The 18,402-nt window shown below is 40.3% G+C and carries 12 protein-coding genes and 1 tRNA gene; 6 read left to right on the forward strand and 7 right to left on the reverse strand.

What is annotated here, in order from left to right; all coding sequences use genetic code 11:
- Window positions 1–286 precede the first annotated feature (286 nt).
- Window positions 287–4,117 carry a phosphoribosylformylglycinamidine synthase subunit PurL gene (gene purL / locus HGD76_RS07230; protein WP_168695358.1) on the reverse strand — a complete coding sequence of 1,277 codons (3,831 nt, stop codon included), beginning with the start codon at window positions 4,115–4,117 and terminating at the stop codon, window positions 287–289.
- A 696-nt stretch (window positions 4,118–4,813) separates the two neighbouring features.
- On the opposite strand from purL, the gene HGD76_RS07240 reads away from it, so the two are divergent.
- Window positions 4,814–5,422 carry a hypothetical protein gene (locus HGD76_RS07240; RefSeq protein WP_168695359.1) on the forward strand — a complete coding sequence of 203 codons (609 nt, stop codon included), beginning with the start codon at window positions 4,814–4,816 and terminating at the stop codon, window positions 5,420–5,422.
- A 1-nt stretch (window position 5,423) separates the two neighbouring features.
- Here the strand turns inward: HGD76_RS07240 and HGD76_RS07245 are convergent, their stop codons facing one another.
- The 5 genes from HGD76_RS07245 to psbD form a co-directional block, all read right to left on the reverse strand.
- Window positions 5,424–6,113, reverse strand: a complete 690-nt coding sequence (locus tag HGD76_RS07245) for a J domain-containing protein (RefSeq protein ID WP_168695360.1) — start codon at window positions 6,111–6,113, stop codon at window positions 5,424–5,426.
- A gap of 15 nt (window positions 6,114–6,128) precedes the next feature.
- Entirely contained in the window at window positions 6,129–7,091 is a 963-nt protein-coding gene (cysK, locus tag HGD76_RS07250) for a cysteine synthase A (RefSeq protein WP_168695361.1), read from the reverse strand.
- 17 nt (window positions 7,092–7,108) lie between these two features.
- Window positions 7,109–7,546 carry an RrF2 family transcriptional regulator gene (locus HGD76_RS07255; RefSeq protein WP_015081082.1) on the reverse strand — a complete coding sequence of 146 codons (438 nt, stop codon included), beginning with the start codon at window positions 7,544–7,546 and terminating at the stop codon, window positions 7,109–7,111.
- Window positions 7,547–7,715: 169 nt separating this feature from the next.
- Complete coding sequence (locus HGD76_RS07260) at window positions 7,716–9,473, reverse strand: iron uptake porin (protein WP_168695362.1); 1,758 nt, start codon at window positions 9,471–9,473, stop codon at window positions 7,716–7,718.
- 1,104 nt (window positions 9,474–10,577) lie between these two features.
- Window positions 10,578–11,633 carry a photosystem II reaction center subunit D2 gene (psbD, locus tag HGD76_RS07265; RefSeq protein ID WP_015080309.1) on the reverse strand — a complete coding sequence of 352 codons (1,056 nt, stop codon included), beginning with the start codon at window positions 11,631–11,633 and terminating at the stop codon, window positions 10,578–10,580.
- A 294-nt stretch (window positions 11,634–11,927) separates the two neighbouring features.
- On the opposite strand from psbD, the gene HGD76_RS07270 reads away from it, so the two are divergent.
- The 5 genes from HGD76_RS07270 to HGD76_RS07290 all read left to right on the forward strand — a co-directional run bounded on the left by HGD76_RS07270 (window position 11,928) and on the right by HGD76_RS07290 (window position 16,775).
- A complete protein-coding gene (locus HGD76_RS07270; protein ID WP_168695363.1) occupies window positions 11,928–12,200 on the forward strand; it encodes a UPF0367 protein family in 273 nt (90 codons plus the stop codon).
- A 14-nt stretch (window positions 12,201–12,214) separates the two neighbouring features.
- Entirely contained in the window at window positions 12,215–12,883 is a 669-nt protein-coding gene (locus tag HGD76_RS07275; protein WP_148766179.1) for an ABC transporter ATP-binding protein, read from the forward strand.
- Between the two features lie 392 nt (window positions 12,884–13,275).
- Window positions 13,276–13,824, forward strand: coding sequence for an NYN domain-containing protein (locus tag HGD76_RS07280; RefSeq protein ID WP_015081086.1), 549 nt, complete (start codon window positions 13,276–13,278; stop codon window positions 13,822–13,824).
- A 158-nt stretch (window positions 13,825–13,982) separates the two neighbouring features.
- Window positions 13,983–14,054, forward strand: a tRNA-Asn gene (locus HGD76_RS07285).
- A gap of 645 nt (window positions 14,055–14,699) precedes the next feature.
- A complete protein-coding gene (locus HGD76_RS07290; RefSeq protein ID WP_168695364.1) occupies window positions 14,700–16,775 on the forward strand; it encodes a TonB-dependent receptor plug domain-containing protein in 2,076 nt (691 codons plus the stop codon).
- A gap of 289 nt (window positions 16,776–17,064) precedes the next feature.
- Here HGD76_RS07290 and HGD76_RS07295 read toward each other — a convergent pair whose 3' ends face one another.
- A complete protein-coding gene (locus HGD76_RS07295; RefSeq protein ID WP_168695365.1) occupies window positions 17,065–18,321 on the reverse strand; it encodes a glycosyltransferase in 1,257 nt (418 codons plus the stop codon).
- Between the last annotated feature and the right edge of the window lie 81 nt (window positions 18,322–18,402).

Consider the following 18,402-nt stretch of genomic DNA (forward strand, 5'->3'; position numbering starts at 1 on the left):
CTCCTGGTGGGGTGTCGATTCAGTGGGAACTAGGAATTGGTGATTGGTGATTGGTGATTGGTGATTGGGAATTGGGAATTGGGAATTGGGAATTGGGAATTGGGAATTGGGAATTGGGAATTGGGAATAATTAATTTTTATCCTGACTCCTGACTCCTGACTCCTGACTCCTGACTCCTTCTTCTTAACAAATCTTTAACCATCCATTAAAACAGTACCGTAAATTGGTTAAGAATCAAGTGCGAATTGTGAATTTTCGTATTCAAACCTTGATTTTTGCTGTTGATTAGGTATTGGTGTAGATAGCGAGACGTTTAGAGATTGCCTGAGAATAGCGATCGCTCATATCTTCGAGACTAACCTGGAGTAACTTATGGTTATCTGCGGTTAAAATCTCTAAATTACCGGAATTATTTACTGTTCCCAGTTTTTGCCAATTCTCTGGAAGAGTTCGGTGTAAATAGGATTCCCATTTTTCTTGGTTTTCTCCACTCACAGAAACTAAAATTCTCGCCCCACCTTCACCAAAAAGAACTTCATCAAAACGGGAATCGTGATTTGCACTAATTGGGAAATTAATTTCCGCCCCCAAATTCCCAGAAAGACAAGATTCCGCTATAGCAACAGCCACACCACCCTCAGCCGAATCATGGGCAGAATTTACCCAACCAGCGCGAATACCCTCACGACAAGCTTTTTGTACCAGTCGTTCTAAATCAAAATCAATTCTAGGGGGCTTACCAGCGATCGTATTATGAATAGTTGCCAAATATTCAGAAGCACCCAATTCTATTTTATATTTTGGATTTTGGATTTTGGATTGAATTGATAAACCTAGAAGATAAATTATATCATCTGCATTTTGCCAACCTTGTCCGCAAATTTTGGTTAAATCAGGAATCAATCCCACCATACCCACAACCGGAGTCGGATAAATTGGTTGGGGATTACCTTCTGCGTCAAAAGTTTCATTGTAGAGAGAGACATTCCCCCCAGTTACCGGCGTTCCCAACTCCCGACAACCCTCACTCAAACCCCGACAAGCGGACGCTAATTGCCAATAACCAATGGGTTTTTCTGGACTACCAAAATTGAGGTTATCCGTCACAGCGATGGGTTCAGCACCCACACAGCTAAGATTGCGGGCAGCTTCCGCGACTACTGCCTTTGCCCCTTCATAAGGATCAAGATAGACATAACGAGAATTACAATCTACCGTAGCCGCAACACCGGATTTTAGATTTTGGATTTTGGATTTTGGATTTTGGGGTGCTTCTAAGGGACGGATACGAATGACAGCCGCATCAGCACCACCGGGTAACAATACGGTATTATTTTGAACTTGATGGTCATATTGGCGATAAACCCAGCTTTTAGAAGCAATAGAGGGAGTATCTAACAAAGTCAATAGAATCTGATTCCAACTTTGCAGACTTCCTGCAATTTCAATACCCGCAGCATTGCCAACAGGTAAACTATCACTTGTCCATTGCCATGCTTTTTGGGCATATTCGGGGGCTTCTGTTAATAATTCTCTTTCATACAAAGGCGTATTTTCCGCCAAAGCATCAGCCGGGATTTCGGCAGCTATTTTCCCCTGAAACCAAATTCTGACAATGGGTTCTGCAATAACTGTCCCCGCAACCACCGCTTGCAGTCCCCAACGGTGGAAAATATCAATTAATTCCTGTTCTCGTCCTTTTTCGGCAACAAACAACATTCGTTCTTGAGATTCCGAAAGCAGGTATTCATAGGGAATCATTCCCGATTCCCGCACCGGAATTTTATCTAAATCGAAGTCAATCCCCACACCACCTTTTGCAGCCATTTCCGAAGTGGAACAGGTGATACCCGCAGCCCCCATATCCTGTGCCGCAACTACAGCCCCGGTTTTAAATGCCTCTAAACAAGCTTCAATTAAGGACTTTTCGACAAATGGATCTCCTACTTGCACAGCGGGACGGTTATCCATTGATTCCTCAGTCAATTCCGCACTGGCAAAACTTGCGCCGCCCATGCCATCCCGTCCGGTGGTTGAACCCACATACAGCACGGGATTTCCTAAGCCTGAAGCCCCTGATTTGACAATTTCCGCCGTTTCCATCAAACCCAGCGCCATGACGTTGACAAGGGGATTGACCGAGTAGGCGGAGTCAAAATACACTTCACCACCTACAGTCGGCACTCCAACGCAGTTATGAGTAACAATCCCAGATGAAGTTACAAAAAGATGGGTGTTATCTACTTCCACATCGTAAACATCACATTCATCAACGGCTTGACATTCGATACTTTTAATTTTGACAACAGCCACATCTGCCGCAGACTGAGTAAAGCGGGGAAATGAATATTTACTGCCATTGTAACGATTCAGGGCAACTGCTAATTCTGCATTGCGCTGTTGACTAAAGACAGTTGCTAATTCTTTTAATCCCGCAAAATTACTAACTTCCAATTGCCATAATGGTTTGTGAATGTGCTTACGTCCCTCTATTTCTCCTTCCCCCGCTGGTCTTTGATAAATATAGGGCATGACTCCTTGACTTTGCAGCAGGATAACTGTTTGTTCAAACAATTGATGGCTGGTTGTCCCAAAACTGATTTTGGCATGATTACCATTAGTTTTTGTAGTCATTGAACCGTCACCACGCAGTAAGCCTTTCAGGGCTTCACGCTGCAAATTTTGTGACCATTGAAAAATACAAGCGGGAAAAGCCTTATTACTGGCTTGAGTTCCACATTGCCATACATTTTTGAGGAAATGCCCTAATAACCACGAAGTTGCATAAACAGCGATAGTAGAAGCGCGTTTTTCCACACAGGGGCGTAATCCTAATTGCTTCAATCCAGCAATTACATCTTCAACATACTCTGTTTCATGGTGGGCAAAGGTGAAAATAATTTTGTATGTGTTGCCATTTTGGGAAACGCAACCTTCAGACAAGAAATAGCCAATTAATCGGGCAAATAATTCATTTGGCTGAATAACTGCTGGCATATAGTTAGCTTTGCCACGTCGGAATAGACTAATATCACTGCGGGAAACGTTAAGCAGCAGTTCTAGGGCTAAAAAGTGAGAAAGTGGGAGTCTACCAGTGCTTAAATAGTGATGACGATTAGTAGCTGAAGGTTCAATTAACCGCAATGCAGTCCGCACAACTTCCGTGACTTGCCAATTTTCCGGTAGTTGTACATAAACATCTTTACCACTAGCATCTTCTGGGTTTAAACCAGCAATTAAGTCTAGGGGTGCGTTTTGGTTTTCTCCTGGTTCTAATTCCGGTAAAGCGGTGATAATGGGAATTTGATCACCCACTTTTAAAGATTGTGCTGGGGATACATCCCATTGACCTTCTGCACAAATTAGCATGGGATGGTCTGGGGTAACTATCAGCTTACGCCCCAAAGCGGTGCGGATAGTCATGAGATTTTGGGTACAACGTTTGAAAATACGGCGGACACGCTGCCAACTTACAGTATGCTGATCTGGGTCTAAGGACAGGGTTGTAACTGCATTAGCATCGTCTATCTCTAAAGTGTGGACATTAGCAGGTAAGCGCGATTCTACAAAATTACCAATCGTATCAAAATGCACACCTTCTTGATCTTTCCAGATAAATGTTTCGCCACTGACCAAACAGTTACCATAATGGGAGATTCCCGCAACTACACCCGTAAATAATCTTTGGGTTTTGGGATCATTCAAATCCCCAAACCGCAAAGAATTTAATAAGGCTATGGGACGTGCCCCCATGGTAAAGATATCTCTTAATATCCCACCTACTCCCGTGGCTGCACCTTGAAATGGTTCAACGGCGGAAGGGTGGTTATGGGATTCTATTTTAAACGCTAATTGTAGTCCGTCGCCGATATCCACCACTCCGGCATTTTCACCGGGTCCCACAAGAATGCGGGGGCCTGTGGTGGGAAACTGTTTGAGTAATGGGCGGGAATTTTTATAACAGCAATGTTCTGACCACATCACCCCAAACATTCCTAGTTCGGCTTTGTTGGGGTGACGGCCTAAGCGGCGGACGATTTCGGTATATTCTTCTGGTTTTATGCCTTCTGAGGCTATTTCTTGGGGGGAGAAGGGATTTTCACCAAATGTGGTCATGGAAGTTATGCACCAAGAGGACAGAGAAATATTCTATCTGAGATTCCCAACTTCTTTTTTTTTAATCTTGTCATTGACAAAAATTTCTGGTAAATGGGCTGGAATCGTATCAGGTTTGTGTATAAATGCTGCACTGACATTTTATGTTGAATGTAGAATCCCCGTATCTTTAGACCGGGGAGTGTCAAATATTTCAGCTAAAGGTCCTTTGGGACTGATTACTGTAGTAGTCAAGCAGAATCAAATCCGTTTAGTTGCAGAAAAACCTACCATAGATCCTCGTTAATTTCCTAACTCAACTGATTGCGAAACTTACTCACACTAATACTCAATAAAACCACAGCAAAACCAAGTAATGCTAAAGCATGAATCCACAGTACATTTAATCCTAAGCATTCGGCTAATTGTGCAATTTTGAGTTCTGCTTGTTCAGCCCTGATTCTTGAGAATTGGGCTTTTTTTTGACCATAAACCTAATTCTACTCCTCAAGGTAAAATAGAATAATGTCGACATTCATTACTATGGGATGAACAATGAAACAAATAGTCGGTTCTGATACGGCATTTCTATTGCTATCAAGAGATAATAATTAAATCTTCAATCAATCTTCATTACCATCTGACACAAAATTAATAATTAGTTTCATAACTAATGACTAATAACTGATGATTGATCACTAATTAGGTCTTGTTCTGATGTCAAATATTTACAATACCCAAGAGTTAATTCAAATTTTGGCAACTGAACGCCAAGCTTGCTTAAAAGGTGAACGTTTAAAGTTAGATGTAACTGTTTCTGGTAATCCATTTATAGACCAGTTTGTCAGAACCGACGGACTGCAAAGATTCACGGCCTACCAAGATTTTAAAACCTCTATTCATGAATATCAACGAGAAAATCAAGTTTCTGGAATTATCTGGAAAGATATGACTGTTAAAGGTAAAAACCTGCATTATCCAGAAATTGATACTGAATTAATTGCTTTAGAAAGTGATTTAGCAATATTGAAACCTGCCAAAGATACAATTTTAGAATTTTGGTATTTAGTCACAGGGGAAATGGATTTATATTTAAGTTTTAGTAATGGTAAACAACATCAAAAAATTGCCAAAGTAGATGTAGAAAGAATTGTCCAAAGAACAGAATGGGCAACTTTATTAAAATGGGAAAATCCGAACTTTCTAGAAATCATTTTACAATTAGGTTGGGGACAACCTCAAGAAGCAGCTTATAAAAGAGGAAGACCACTAGCGGGGAGTGAATTTATTCATGCAGTTAATCCGGGATGTTATCCTATCGGTTAGATCAACTCACCGATTCTTGCGCTTCCCGATACAATCTTTTAGCTATCCGAAATAACTCTTGTCCTGTGTGTAAATAGCGATGATCATAACTTAATGGAAAGTATGCTAATTCCTCAATTCCATCTCCCACTTGACTCATACAATAGTAAATATGGGCTGCTGCTGCTGCAAAACTAGCGGGATTTGGCAAAGAACGAAACTTAATTTGTGCGTCCTTCAAATCTTCCCGACAGGATGCTAAATAATCTTGAAATTCGTCTAAAAGATCATCATCAAAAGGATCGGCTGCTAACTCCTCAATTTGTGATTCTAAAGAATTAAGAATTGTACAAAGTATCCGATTTACTGGTTTATAAACTAAACGTATCCATTCCTCAATATTTTCATCAATATCTTTTCTAGTTTTCCTCGCTGCTTTGTAATGTTGTTGGGCAGATTCTGCGCGTTTTTGGCGAACCTGATGAAATTGTTGCTGACTGTGACGAAGTTTTTCATCATAATCAAGACGACTTTTACTATCACTTAAAACTTCATAGGCAGCATTAACACGAATAATTTGCTCATTATCTGTGATTTCTTGATTACTATCAGGATGAAAAATTTTCACCAAGCGGCGATAAGCTTGTTTAATCTCCGCTTGACTGGCATGATTACTAACTTTGAGGGTGTTGTAGTGGTTAAAATCGGACATGAATCCAATAGATTGTTAATTGGTACTAGTTGCGGTTTTCGCTTCTAGGTCTTGGAATAAAGGTGTACTTAAATATCTCTCACCGAAACTAGGCTGAATCATCACAATTAAGCGTCCCTGATTTTCTGGACGTTGGGCGACCCGAACCGCCGCACAAAGGGCTGCACCAGTGGAGATTCCAGACAATAATCCTTCCTCCCTGGCTAATTTGCGACCAAAGGCGATCGCATCCTCATCAGTAACCGTAATTACCTCATCAATCAATTCTAACTTTAACACTTGGGGAATAAAACCCGCCCCAATGCCCTGAATTTTATGGGGACCCGGTTTACCTCCCGATAATATCGGGCTATTAGCTGGTTCGACAGCGATCGCCTGAAAACTCGGTTTCCGGGCCTTCAAAACTTCCGCCACCCCCGTAATCGTCCCTCCAGTCCCCACTCCCGCCACAATCATATCCACCAATCCATCCGTATCCTCCCAAATTTCCTCCGCCGTAGTTTCCCGGTGAATTTGGGCATTAGCCGGATTGCGGAACTGTTGCAACATATAAGAGTATGGTGTTCTATCCACAAGCTCCTGCGCCCGCCGAATCGCCCCACTCATCCCCGCAATTCCCGGAGTGAGTTCCAATTGGGCCCCATAAGCCCTTAACATCGCCCGCCGTTCCGCACTCATCGTTTCCGGCATAGTTAAAATTAATTGATACCCCTTAGCCGCCGCTGCCATAGCCAAAGCAATCCCAGTATTTCCCGATGTTGGTTCTACCAGAATCGTCTTCCCAGGGGCAATTAATCCTTCCTTTTCCGCCGCCGTAATCATACTTACCCCAATGCGGTCTTTCACCGATGACGAAGGGTTCATACTTTCCAATTTCACGAGAATTGTAGCCACACAAGCTAATTCTTGAGGAATCCGGTTTAGCTTAACTAGAGGTGTCCGCCCCACCAACTCCGTAATATTTTCAACAATCCGCATGATAAATTTTTATGCCTTCAAATGTAGTACATGATATCCAACTGCTTCCGGGAATCCCGTTTTTCACAAAGATCCTGAAGCGAATAATTTTGTAACACTGAATTTGCCGCCTGACGTGCTTCTTGCCAAATTTCTGACACCACAGAATTATCTAAACTTGTGAGGTTAGTATTTTGTTCACCAGTCTGCACATCTAAACCTTCCAAACATTCTAAAATCTCAAAGATACTAATTTTCCGAGGTTCTCGCGCCAATAAATAGCCGCCTTTTGAACCCCGTTGACTTTTAACTATACCCCCCCGCCGCAAAGTTGCTAACAGTTGTTCTAAATAGCGATCAGGTATCTTTTGTTGCAGAGCGATTTGCCGAATTTGCATCGGTTCACCGTTTTCATAATGAGTAGCCATCTCTAATAACGCCAAAATTGCGTATTCAGATTTACATGATAGTTCCACAAGTAATAATCCAAGATGAAAGTTGAAGCATGAAGTTGAGCAAAACCTTACAGTTAATCTCTTTTCCAGTATACTCCGGTTCTTAACTGGGGTTTTTCTCTCCACAAAAAAACCCCGCCATGAGGCAGGGTCAAATCACGTTGAAACTTATCAACAAACTTTTAACTATTTAGAAGCTAAAAGTTGTTCTGAGTGTACCAACAAAGGCATCATTACTGGTATTATTTTGTCCAGGAGATGTCATCCAAATAACTCCAGGAGTTACGGATACATTTTCAGAAACGCGATACTTATAGAAGCCTTCTACTTGGTATGGAGTCTCTCTACCAGTCGCACCTAGTGAGTAAGGTTGAGCGCCACCGAAGATACCCAAGACGTTACCTTTCTTACCAAAATCAGGTAAAGCTAAACCTGCACCATAGCTCCAAGCTTCTTTATCATCATTAGCTCCAAAGCCTGTAACATCATGGTAGGAAACGAAACCACTCAAAGACAGTTTATCGCTAGGCTTGATAGCTGCGGAAATACCGTAGGAGTTGCTGGAAGAGGCACTAGTTGATGGAGCATTGAGAATTGTTCTGTCCGCACCTAAAGAATTCGCTTGTGAAGTACCTACTAAAGCACCACCATCAAATCCTGAATCAAATAAGCTGCTACCTGCTTTATGATAACCATGTACATAAGTAGCAGCCAATGCAACGCGATTACCAACATTAAAGTTCAACTGACCTAATGCCGCATAGTTACCGTCAAACAAGCCATTACTTGGGGCAGGACTAGCAGCATTTGAGACCGAGTTATTTGAAGCCAAGTAACCTAATGTGATTGAACTTGGTTTCAAGAAACTACTACCAGGTTTACCAAACGGGACATTCAAGGCAATACCAGAACCACCACCAATCCGGTAGATGGGGTTTTCAGAAGCAAAGGTACTTAAAGCCCCCTTACCACCATCTGTTTTATCAAAGAAGTAAGGATTGTTAACAGCCGCATAATCACTATGTTGCCCACCACTAGCTGAAAGATAAACTCTTGCAGGTCCTAAAGGAGCTTCATAAGTTAATTTGTCAATTTTAACGCTGTTAGCAGGAATAGTGCTACCGACTTCAAAGGTTTGCTTACCAACTCCACCAGCATTAATAGGATTACCAGTTTTATCTCGGAGACTAAAGCCTGTGGCATTACCAGCAGCCAAACGGGTTGTTAATATATCTCTACCCGTAAAGCTGGTTTCCAAGCCTAAACGGACTCTATCTTGGAATACTGCCCGGTTAGCTTTGCCTGTTTCGCTGCCAAAAGCATCAGTGACAGCAAAAATAGCTTCACCTTTTAATTTAGTGGTAGTGGAGAATTGATTGGCTTCTAATTCAGCAGTCCGGCCTTCTAAAGCATCTACCCGGCCACGTAAAGTTGCCAATTCCGCAGAAAACTCTTCTTGCAAACGCTGTAATGTTGCTAGATCCTGTTTTGTCACCATATCAGCCGTTGCTGTGGCAATCAATTCATTCACACGATCTAAACAAGCATTCAAACCAGCCGCAAATTCGTAACGGCTTAAAGCCCGATTACCACGAAATGTGCCATTGGGATAACCCGCAATACAGCCGTAGCGTTCAACCAAGGACTGCAAAGCTTGGAATGCCCAATCTGTAGGTTGCACATCAGAGAATTGGGAAACTGATGTTACCTGATTTATGGAAGTATTGTTCTCGTTGCTGTAGCGGTTAACCTGAGCTAAAACTTGAGCTTCTTTGGTTTCTGTCGCCAATACTGCTGGCTGTTGGGAAACTTCTGCTGTAGAGGAAGTTTCAATTGATGATGCTCCCTTGGTGGTACTTGGTGCGGCTATCGCTGTTGAAGATACTAACAACGCTGCTCCCAAAATTGCTGGGCTAACCACCAGGGATTTCCACAAAATATTAGACATTTTTCCTTTTCTCCTCACACCTTATATGGATAACATGAGTTCGCTATAGCTAACTGTTTACAAACGCGAAGTCTTGTTGAAACCTGTGCAATAGGTATGGCTGACACCAATTCCACAATCATAGCTTTCACAAGGCTAACAATTGATTAATTAATCGTTAAACTTCCATGCAATTAACTTATGCAAAAACTTTCTGACCATATCCTGCCATTATATTATAGTTTTTTCTAATAATCAACATAAGATTTTTTGATTAAGTAGATGTCAATTTTTCTAGTAGTATATTATTAGTTACACCAAGTAGATTTGACTTCTTTAAACTCATATCGAGCTTTTCTTACACTGAAGATTAGCGAATAAGCTTCGGCATTGAAGAATTTAGACAGGTTTTGAAATATACTTTCAATCAAAACCTTTCCACATTAATTATCATTTGTTCGCAATGGGTGTTTTGTTTTCACTCCAAAAACCTGACAAATATAAATGATAGGCGATCGCTAACAAATGTTCCACAACAATAATTTACGTTGGTAATTGTTGTCAGCAAATATCTAAGTATTGTCTTATGCTACTGGTTAAAAATTACTACTTAGTACCATAAAACAAAATCAAAAAATTAGATCAAACAAGCTTTTTCGGCTTTTTAAATAGTTAATTCACTGACTCGGTTGTGTACTGGTTTAAACCAAAAACCACCCTTAAAAACTATCCGCCCTGATTTAGATCAGATAATCTAAGTCAGGGCGGTCTAGCGGGTCTTCAAGTTGCAACCAGACTGCCGGAAGGAACTCCGATGTTAAGCCTAGTTAGTTGAGCTAACTTAGTATCTCAAGAGAACTAAAGCTAACTTTTAGAGAACAGCCCCGGCACACAGCCGGCTAACTGCAACTTGACGACCCATGGGTATACTACTTTCTATCATGGGCATCACCTCCTTATTGCCTAAACGGTCTTAATTTCAAAAGGGGCAAAGCAAAATGCTTTGGTCTTGTAACCTGAGACTACTATAGCACAACTACAAAAATTTGCAATACCTGAATTTAAATTTCTCCTTATAAAAAAACCCCTACCAATAGGTAGGGGCTAATTCAAAGATGATAGGTTTTAGAGAGCGTTACCGCGTGGTAATACTTCTTCTGGGAATACGAACTGTTCGTGGGGTTGATCTTGAGGAGCCATCCAAGCGCGGATACCCTCGTTTAGTAAAATGTTTTTGGTATAGAAAGTTTCAAACTCTGGGTCTTCTGCTGCCCGTAATTCTTGGGAAACGAAGTCATAAGCCCGGAGGTTTAATGCTAAACCAACGATACCAATGGAACTCATCCACAAGCCTGTCACAGGGACAAACAACATGAAGAAGTGTAACCAACGTTTGTTGGAGAAAGCAACTCCGAAAATCTGTGACCAGAAACGGTTTGCTGTCACCATGGAGTAGGTTTCTTCAGCTTGGGTGGGGTTGAAGGCGCGGAAGGTATTTGATCCTTCACCATCTTCAAATAGGGTGTTTTCTACTGTCGCACCATGAATGGCACAAAGTAAAGCTCCACCTAAGATTCCCGCTACACCCATCATGTGGAAGGGGTTGAGTGTCCAGTTGTGGAAACCTTGTAGGAATAGGAGGAAACGGAAAATTGCGGCTACTCCAAAGCTAGGGGCAAAGAACCAGCTAGATTGTCCTAAAGGATACATCAGGAACACACTGACGAATACGGCGATAGGACCGGAGAAAGCAAGAGCGTTATAAGGACGAAGACCGACGAGACGGGCGACTTCAAATTGGCGTAACATGAAGCCAATCAAACCGAATGCGCCATGTAGGGCTACGAAAGGCCACAAACCACCGAGTTGAATCCAACGGGTGAAGTCACCTTGAGCTTCAGGACCCCACAGGAACAACAGGGAATGCCCCATGCTGTTGGCTGGTGTGGATACTGCTACTGTTAGAAAGTTAGCTCCTTCTAAGTAAGAAGATGCTAGTCCGTGGGTGTACCAGGAAGTGACGAATGTTGTACCGGTCAGCCAACCGCCTAATGCGAGGAAGGCACAGGGGAATAATAATATTCCTGACCAACCTACGAATACGAAGCGATCGCGCTTTAGCCAGTCGTCTAATACGTCAAACCACCCTCTACTGGGGGCGCGTCCAACTGCGATGGTCATGAGAGCAAATCTCCAAAATGTTTTATAATTACGGATTTTATGCGTTTATAGATGGCGAATATGAGCCACCTACACAAAATTAACCAGATTGTCAATCTAGTTTACAATTTTTTACGCTCTCTATCATAATAGGTGAAAATCTCTAATTTTGCTAGTGCGCTAGAAAGAAAATTTTATTTGAGAATTGGAAGGGTAGGAAAGTAGGGAAAAATTTCTTAGCAACTGACAACCGACAACTGACAACTGACTAATGACGCTAGAATGGGTTTTAAAGTGAAAATTCATTAATTCTAAATGTTTACCATTGACTTAAGCATCAGAAATACTGCTTTCCCTATATCAGTACAACGCAAGTCTACTGAAGATGCCGAAGCTGTTTATCAGCTAATTTTGGCAGCCATGCGCTCTGGTAATCCTGATATTGTGGAACTCAATTGCGAAGGCAAAACAGAGAAAAAAATTGCTGTCCGTGCTAGTGAGATTTCGGGAGTTCAGATTATCCAAAAAGATAGTGCAGCTACTAGCAGTGGTAGAGCGCCTGGCTTTGCTGCTTTTAGTGCTGAGTAACCCAAGGTGTAAACATGACAGCAGTGGGCATTGAAGTTAATAATTTAAACTTCTTTTGGCCTAATGGGGAGCAAGTGATCAAATCTTGCTCTCTTCAAGTACCTAAAGGTGAGTTTTGGATGCTTCTGGGGACAAATGGCAGTGGTAAATCTACGCTTCTGAGATTAATAGCGGGTTTATTAGCTCCTCAATCTGGGGAAGTTATGGTTTCACCTCCTGTTGGTTTTGTGTTCCAAAATCCTGATCATCAATTGGTCATGCCAACGGTTGGTGCAGATGTGGCTTTTGGCTTGGTGGCGGAAAAGTTACAACCTGCTATGGTGAAGGCTAGGGTTGAGGAAGCTTTAGGGGCAGTAAATTTATTGTCTCTACAGCGACGACCTATTTACGCCCTTTCTGGGGGACAAAAACAACGGGTGGCTATTGCTGGAGCGATCGCTCGTCACTGTGATGTTTTATTATTAGATGAACCCACTGCTTTACTAGATCCAGATAGTCAACTCGATTTAGTCGCTAGTGTGCGTAATTTAGTTAAAAGTCGCGGGATTACGGCTTTGTGGGTAACTCATCGGTTAGAAGAGTTAAATTACTGTGATGGTGCTTTTTTATTGGAAAAAGGTGGTTTAGTTGATTCCGGTGCGGCAGAACGGCTCAAACAGCGATTAATTCAAGTACACCATTAGGTTTAGTAGGAGTCACCGAGTCAGGAGTCACCGAGTCAGAAAAAAGAAGAAGAAAGAAGGAAGAAGAAAAAAGAAGAAGAAGTAAAAGCCCTAATTTTGAGAAATTTTTGACCAGATGCCAGAATACAGGATGCTGTATAGGTATCTGGTTTTTTAATATAGCGAAATATAAAATTTTGCAGATTGGGAAAAAATATTTTTTTAGAGAAAACAACTTCAGGAAGCCTGATTTTTAGGGGTATTTCCGGAATTATGGCTTCTATCTTAGGGTCTATTTTTGATTGAAAGAAGCATTTTTTATTTTTTGTAACATGGGGTTACAAGCAATGCTTCATTTAATATAAGTCTTATGAATGATTTTTGTTAACTCTAGATAATTGTGATTAAAAACCATGTCTCGTTCCATAGTCCCGGCCGTTCTCTTAGTAGACGGTTACAATATTATAGGCGCTTGGCCTTGCTTGATAAAAACCCGTGATTATGCCGGACTTGAGGCTGCACGGGGTGAGTTGGTGGAAGCAATGACTAATTATAGTGCTTTCCAAGGTTATGACACTCAGGTAGTGTTTGATGCTCAATATCAAAACACTCCTAGCAACAGAGAAACTATTACAGATTTTTTAACAGTACATTATACGGATTTTGGCCAGACCGCAGACACATATATCGAAAAAACCTGTGCGTCTCTCCGTCACCAAATAGCCCAATCTTTACTTTCTCGGATGATTGTCGCTACATCAGATCGGGCGCAGCAGTTAACAGTTCAAGGATATGGTGCGGAATGGTTGTCAGCGCATCAGCTATGCGGTGAAGTGGAAACTACTGTTTGTCGGATGCGCCATAGGTATCAGTCACAGAAACAACCTAAAAGTAGATTTCTGATGAATGGAATTGATGCTAAAGCCAGACAAAGACTAACGGAATTACGCATGGGATTATAGATTTTATAATTGATAAATCTCTGAATGTCGCTGCTGGAAAGGGTTTAGGGTATTAAAAGTGAGAGGTTTCAGCAGCAACCAAAAAAATTTAAAAAATTTTGCCAAAACCACTTGCATTAATTTGGATTTCGGTTTATTATAGCTAAAGTTAAGAGCGTTCCTCAGTAGCTCAGTGGTAGAGCGATCGACTGTTAATCGATTGGTCGCTGGTTCGAATCCGGCCTGGGGAGTTTAAATAAATAAAGCATGAGGCAGAAAATAATCAGCTTCATGCTTTGTTTTTTGTCTGCAAACAAACATGACAGCATTATCAGGAATTTCATGATCTGAAGATCTACGGACTGTTCTGTATTCTGCCCAATTTATCGGATTGGTGATAAAATACGCTACCTGTTGAGTTAACCCAACTTTGGATCTTAGGGAACACCAAAAAATAAATTACCCAACTTTGGTATCGGCTCAATAATCCGGGGTAAATCGTTCAATGACAAGCCTCAAATGGCGTAAAATCGTTCCCGAATAGGTAGTCCGCCCCCATTTATTGAGCGGTTACCAATTTTGTGGGATGGGCATCCTGCCCGTCCTTGATGATTAGCGGGCAAGATGCCCGCACTACAAGAAATTTTTGGGGATTTTATTTCTTGGAAGTCCCTAATAAAAAATCAAGGTTTTTAACCGACGTAGGTGGGTTTCGCCTGTGTAGCCGTGACTTCTAGTCGCCAGGTGGGTAATAAATTAGACTTATTCATTCAACCTCTTAGAGATATCTGAGTCTTTATTAATTTCAATATGACAGCTTGTCTTTTGACATTGTTGCTATTAATACGAGAAAATCATAATCAGTAATTGTTGTTACCGGGTGTGAGTTCAGAAATATGAATAAGAGTTGTTTTTTTCTGCCAGTTTCTTTACTAAGTTTACTGGTAGTTGTTCCTGTCGTGGCTGCTGATCATCAAAATACAGTAAATTCAGATATTCCTAGTTTAAATGAAATCGAATTACCCACCACAAATGCTGAATTATTAACTCAACAACCAGCAGTAAATGAAGTTAAACAAGAACCTACACCGGAACCAGATTTAAATCCTACAAATGATCCGGATATATCTATAGAAACCATTGGCGAAAAAGATATTCTTCCCGAATCTACTCCTACTTATGTAATTGAAAAAGCAGAAATTCAAAAACAGGGTGCAACTAGCGTTGCTGATGTTTTAAAAAAAATGCCCGGTTTTGCTATCAATGATGTTGGACATGGTGCAGATATTCACACAGGTACATACTATCGAGGAGCTTCAATTAATCAGTCTGTATTTCTGATTAATGGCAGACCAATTAATACGAATATCAGTACATATCATGGAGGAACTGATTTAAATAGTATTCCTGTAGAGGCTATTGAAAGAGTTGAATTATATAGCGGTACCGCTGCTTCCTTATATGGTTCTTCAGCCTTTGGCGGAGTTGTCAATATCATTACTAAAGAAGGTTATGGTAAACCTAAATTAACTGGTAGTGCAGAATTTGGCTCATTAAATTTAAATAATCAACAGGTAACTTATGGGGGTTCAACGAATAAAGTTAAATACAACTTTAGCTTTGAAAGATTTTTTATAGATAACCGTTATCTTGTTCCTGTTGGTGCAGCAAATCGTGATACCCAGGGATATTTATTTAATGCTGATACAGCTACAAGCACTTATTTTGGTAGCGTCGGAATAGATTTAGATCCTAAAAACTCTTTGAATTTAGATGTAACTACACTTAGTAGTCGTCGGGGGTTAATTTATTTCGGTTTCCCTTTACAAAAAGACCGATTAGATCATGATGGTTTAAATCTTGGCTTATCTTGGAAAACTCGACTTGGTAAGGAAGAAAATTCTAATTTAACAACTACATTGGGTTATAACCGAGACTATTTTAGCACTTATGGACCAACTGGGGCAACATTTTACAGAACCGGAATTTTAGATACTCAACAATTCAAAACTCGGATAGATCATGAATGGAAAATTACTCCAAATAATCAATTACGATGGGGGTTGGATTTAAAAAATACTGATTTAATTGGTGATGTTATTAGTACAAATCCTGCCCTAATTTCTAAAAACGAAAAAGAAGATAGAAGTGTTTTGAATACGGCTTTATTTGCTGTGAATACTTGGAAAATTAGCGATGCTTTCCAAACTGATTTAGGAGTAAGACAAAACTTTGATAGCCAATTTGGGAATTATTTTCATCCTAGTTTTGGTTTACGTTATGCTGTTAATCCAGCTATTGCATTGCGTGGAAGTTGGGCAGGGGCGCAACGCAATCCTGGGTTGGATCAATTATATGTTTTTGATACGGTTCATAATTGGAATCCTAACCCAGATTTAAAACCAGAAATTGGTTCTACTTGGACTGCGGGAGTAGATATGAGATTGTCGGAAAAATTGTTAGGAAAATTTACTTATTTTGGCAATAGTTTAGATAATCGTTTGGGCGTAATTAATGGGAAATGGCAAAATATTGGTTTAGTTGATACTAATGGTTTAGAAGCAGCATTGCAATTAAAAATTGCCCGTGAGTGGTCAACTTTTCTCAACTACACTTATACAGATGCTCAAATCAAAACTGGCACTGAAAAAGGATTACAGTTAGGGTTAATTCCCTACTCTTTGCTGCAAACTGGAATTGGTTATCAAAAGAATGGGTGGCAAGGCAATTTATATGCTACTTATAATGGTGGTTCTCGTCGTTCTATTTTTAGTAGAAATCTACCGGGAGAAAGAAGTACAGATTTTGCACCGTCTTTCTTTAATTTAGATTTTAGTGGCCGGATTCCTGTCAGTAAAAATTTGGGACTAACTTTTTACCTAGAAAATATTCTGGGTGAACAATATGAACGAGTTAATCGGATTTATAGCCCTGGTTTTACTTTCCGTGTGGGTTTAAATTCTAGTTTATAATTAGTATGTTTGGGTTAAAAATTAGCCACTGAGTTTTTCGCTTACCAAGTGTTCCTATAAAAACAAAAACCCCAGAAGTAAAACTTCTGAGGTATAAAGAGTTTTAGGAACGATTGAGAACAATAGCAATCTTGTGATCAGTTGGAGTAGGCAATCTTTAGACTGATCACAAGCTGGCTTTGTCAGCATCTCAAACTAAGAACCTAAAAGCCCACAGGTCAACTACTTAAATACTCTAGCAGAGGTCTTTTTATCTCAGTAGCCAAGTTGGCATTTTTTAAATTCTCCATTAGATATCTATCTTTCGACGGATATTAACTAATTCGTAAAGCTTATTTTCAAACTTTTGGGTACAAGCTGACCAATCAAATTCCAGAATTGAAGGACGTGCTTGTGCAGTTAATTGATTTTTAAGATCAGGATTTTCCAGAATGGTAATTACCTTTTGAGCAAAGTCTTGAGGGCTATTAGGTGCAGCTAGAAAACCATTCACTCCAGAAATTACCTGTTCAGTTGTTGAAGGTGCAAGAGCCGCTACTACTGGAGTTCCAGAAGCAAGAGCTTCGTTAGTTGTAGTACAGAAATTTTCTGTAACTGAAGGGTTAACAAATATATCTGCTCTGGCAAACCATCCTAAAAGTTCCTGACCATGAGATTCACCCCAAAAAGTTACGCCATTGGGGAACTTTGCAGCGCGACGGCGAATTTCTGCATCTAATGGACCACTACCAATAATTACTAAATGAACATCAGGAATTTTGGCAGCAATTAGAGGATAAATATCTAATAGTTGACTAACATTTTTTTCTGCGGTAATGCGTCCCACAAATAAAAGAGTTGGGCGTTTATCATCAGGAATTGGATCATAACAAATATTTCGGGGATGAAATTTCTCACAATCAATTCCTTGATAGGGAAGATATTCACTTCGTTGAGCTTTTAATTTTTTGTATTTAGCTAATTGTCCACGGGAACAAAATAAACTTAAATCGTAGGTTTCACTGAACTGTTTTACTAAAATTGGTAGGAAAGGACGCACCAAATTAAAGAACAAATTCCCGAAATAATATTGGATATAGGCAATGATATCTGTATGAAAAACTGAAATAATGGGTGTCTTTGTTCTTTTTGCGTATTCTACTCCCACAGAGCGTCCATAACCTTGTAAGAAGCCGGAATATAAACCTCTCATTTGTGGAGCTTCTTCCACAATGATAATATCAGGTTGAAAGTGACTAAGTAATTTTGTATCACTCCAATGACGATAGTTTAATGGTTGGGGTAAAGATTTATAAAATATCAGTGGTTCTGTCGGAAATGAATAGGAAGAAAAATTGATAAAAGTTTCTAGTTCTTCTATTCCCGACATGGGACGATTTCCCACTTGTTTAGGATATTTATTATTGATTTCTGGGTGGATTAAAAAAACTTCATGTCCTTGTTTTAATAGCCAGTGAACTCGTTGATGAACAGCGACAGAAACTCCTGTTAAAAATGGAGCATATAATCCTGTAAATAAAGCAATACGAAGAGGTTTCTTTTTCATGATTTTGAGGTAATATTTTGTGCAAGAATAGATTACTGATGCGCTGGTTTATAATAATTGTTGAATTGGGGATTTTAGATG

This window comes from Dolichospermum flos-aquae CCAP 1403/13F, assembly GCF_012516395.1.
GTDB classification, from domain to species: Bacteria; Cyanobacteriota; Cyanobacteriia; order Cyanobacteriales; family Nostocaceae; genus Dolichospermum; species Dolichospermum lemmermannii.

Excerpts from the sequence above, each read along its gene's own strand:
- purL (WP_168695358.1), bottom strand. The coding sequence starts at position 4,117 with ATGACCACATTTGGTGAAAATCCCTTCTCCCCCCAAGAAATAGCCTCA.
- HGD76_RS07240 (WP_168695359.1), top strand. The coding sequence starts at position 4,814 with ATGTCAAATATTTACAATACCCAAGAGTTAATTCAAATTTTGGCAACT.
- HGD76_RS07245 (WP_168695360.1), bottom strand. The coding sequence starts at position 6,113 with ATGTCCGATTTTAACCACTACAACACCCTCAAAGTTAGTAATCATGCC.
- cysK (WP_168695361.1), bottom strand. The coding sequence starts at position 7,091 with ATGCGGATTGTTGAAAATATTACGGAGTTGGTGGGGCGGACACCTCTA.
- HGD76_RS07260 (WP_168695362.1), bottom strand. The coding sequence starts at position 9,473 with ATGTCTAATATTTTGTGGAAATCCCTGGTGGTTAGCCCAGCAATTTTG.
- psbD (WP_015080309.1), bottom strand. The coding sequence starts at position 11,633 with ATGACCATCGCAGTTGGACGCGCCCCCAGTAGAGGGTGGTTTGACGTA.
- HGD76_RS07270 (WP_168695363.1), top strand. The coding sequence starts at position 11,928 with ATGTTTACCATTGACTTAAGCATCAGAAATACTGCTTTCCCTATATCA.
- HGD76_RS07275 (WP_148766179.1), top strand. The coding sequence starts at position 12,215 with ATGACAGCAGTGGGCATTGAAGTTAATAATTTAAACTTCTTTTGGCCT.
- HGD76_RS07280 (WP_015081086.1), top strand. The coding sequence starts at position 13,276 with ATGTCTCGTTCCATAGTCCCGGCCGTTCTCTTAGTAGACGGTTACAAT.
- HGD76_RS07290 (WP_168695364.1), top strand. The coding sequence starts at position 14,700 with ATGAATAAGAGTTGTTTTTTTCTGCCAGTTTCTTTACTAAGTTTACTG.
- HGD76_RS07295 (WP_168695365.1), bottom strand. The coding sequence starts at position 18,321 with ATGAAAAAGAAACCTCTTCGTATTGCTTTATTTACAGGATTATATGCT.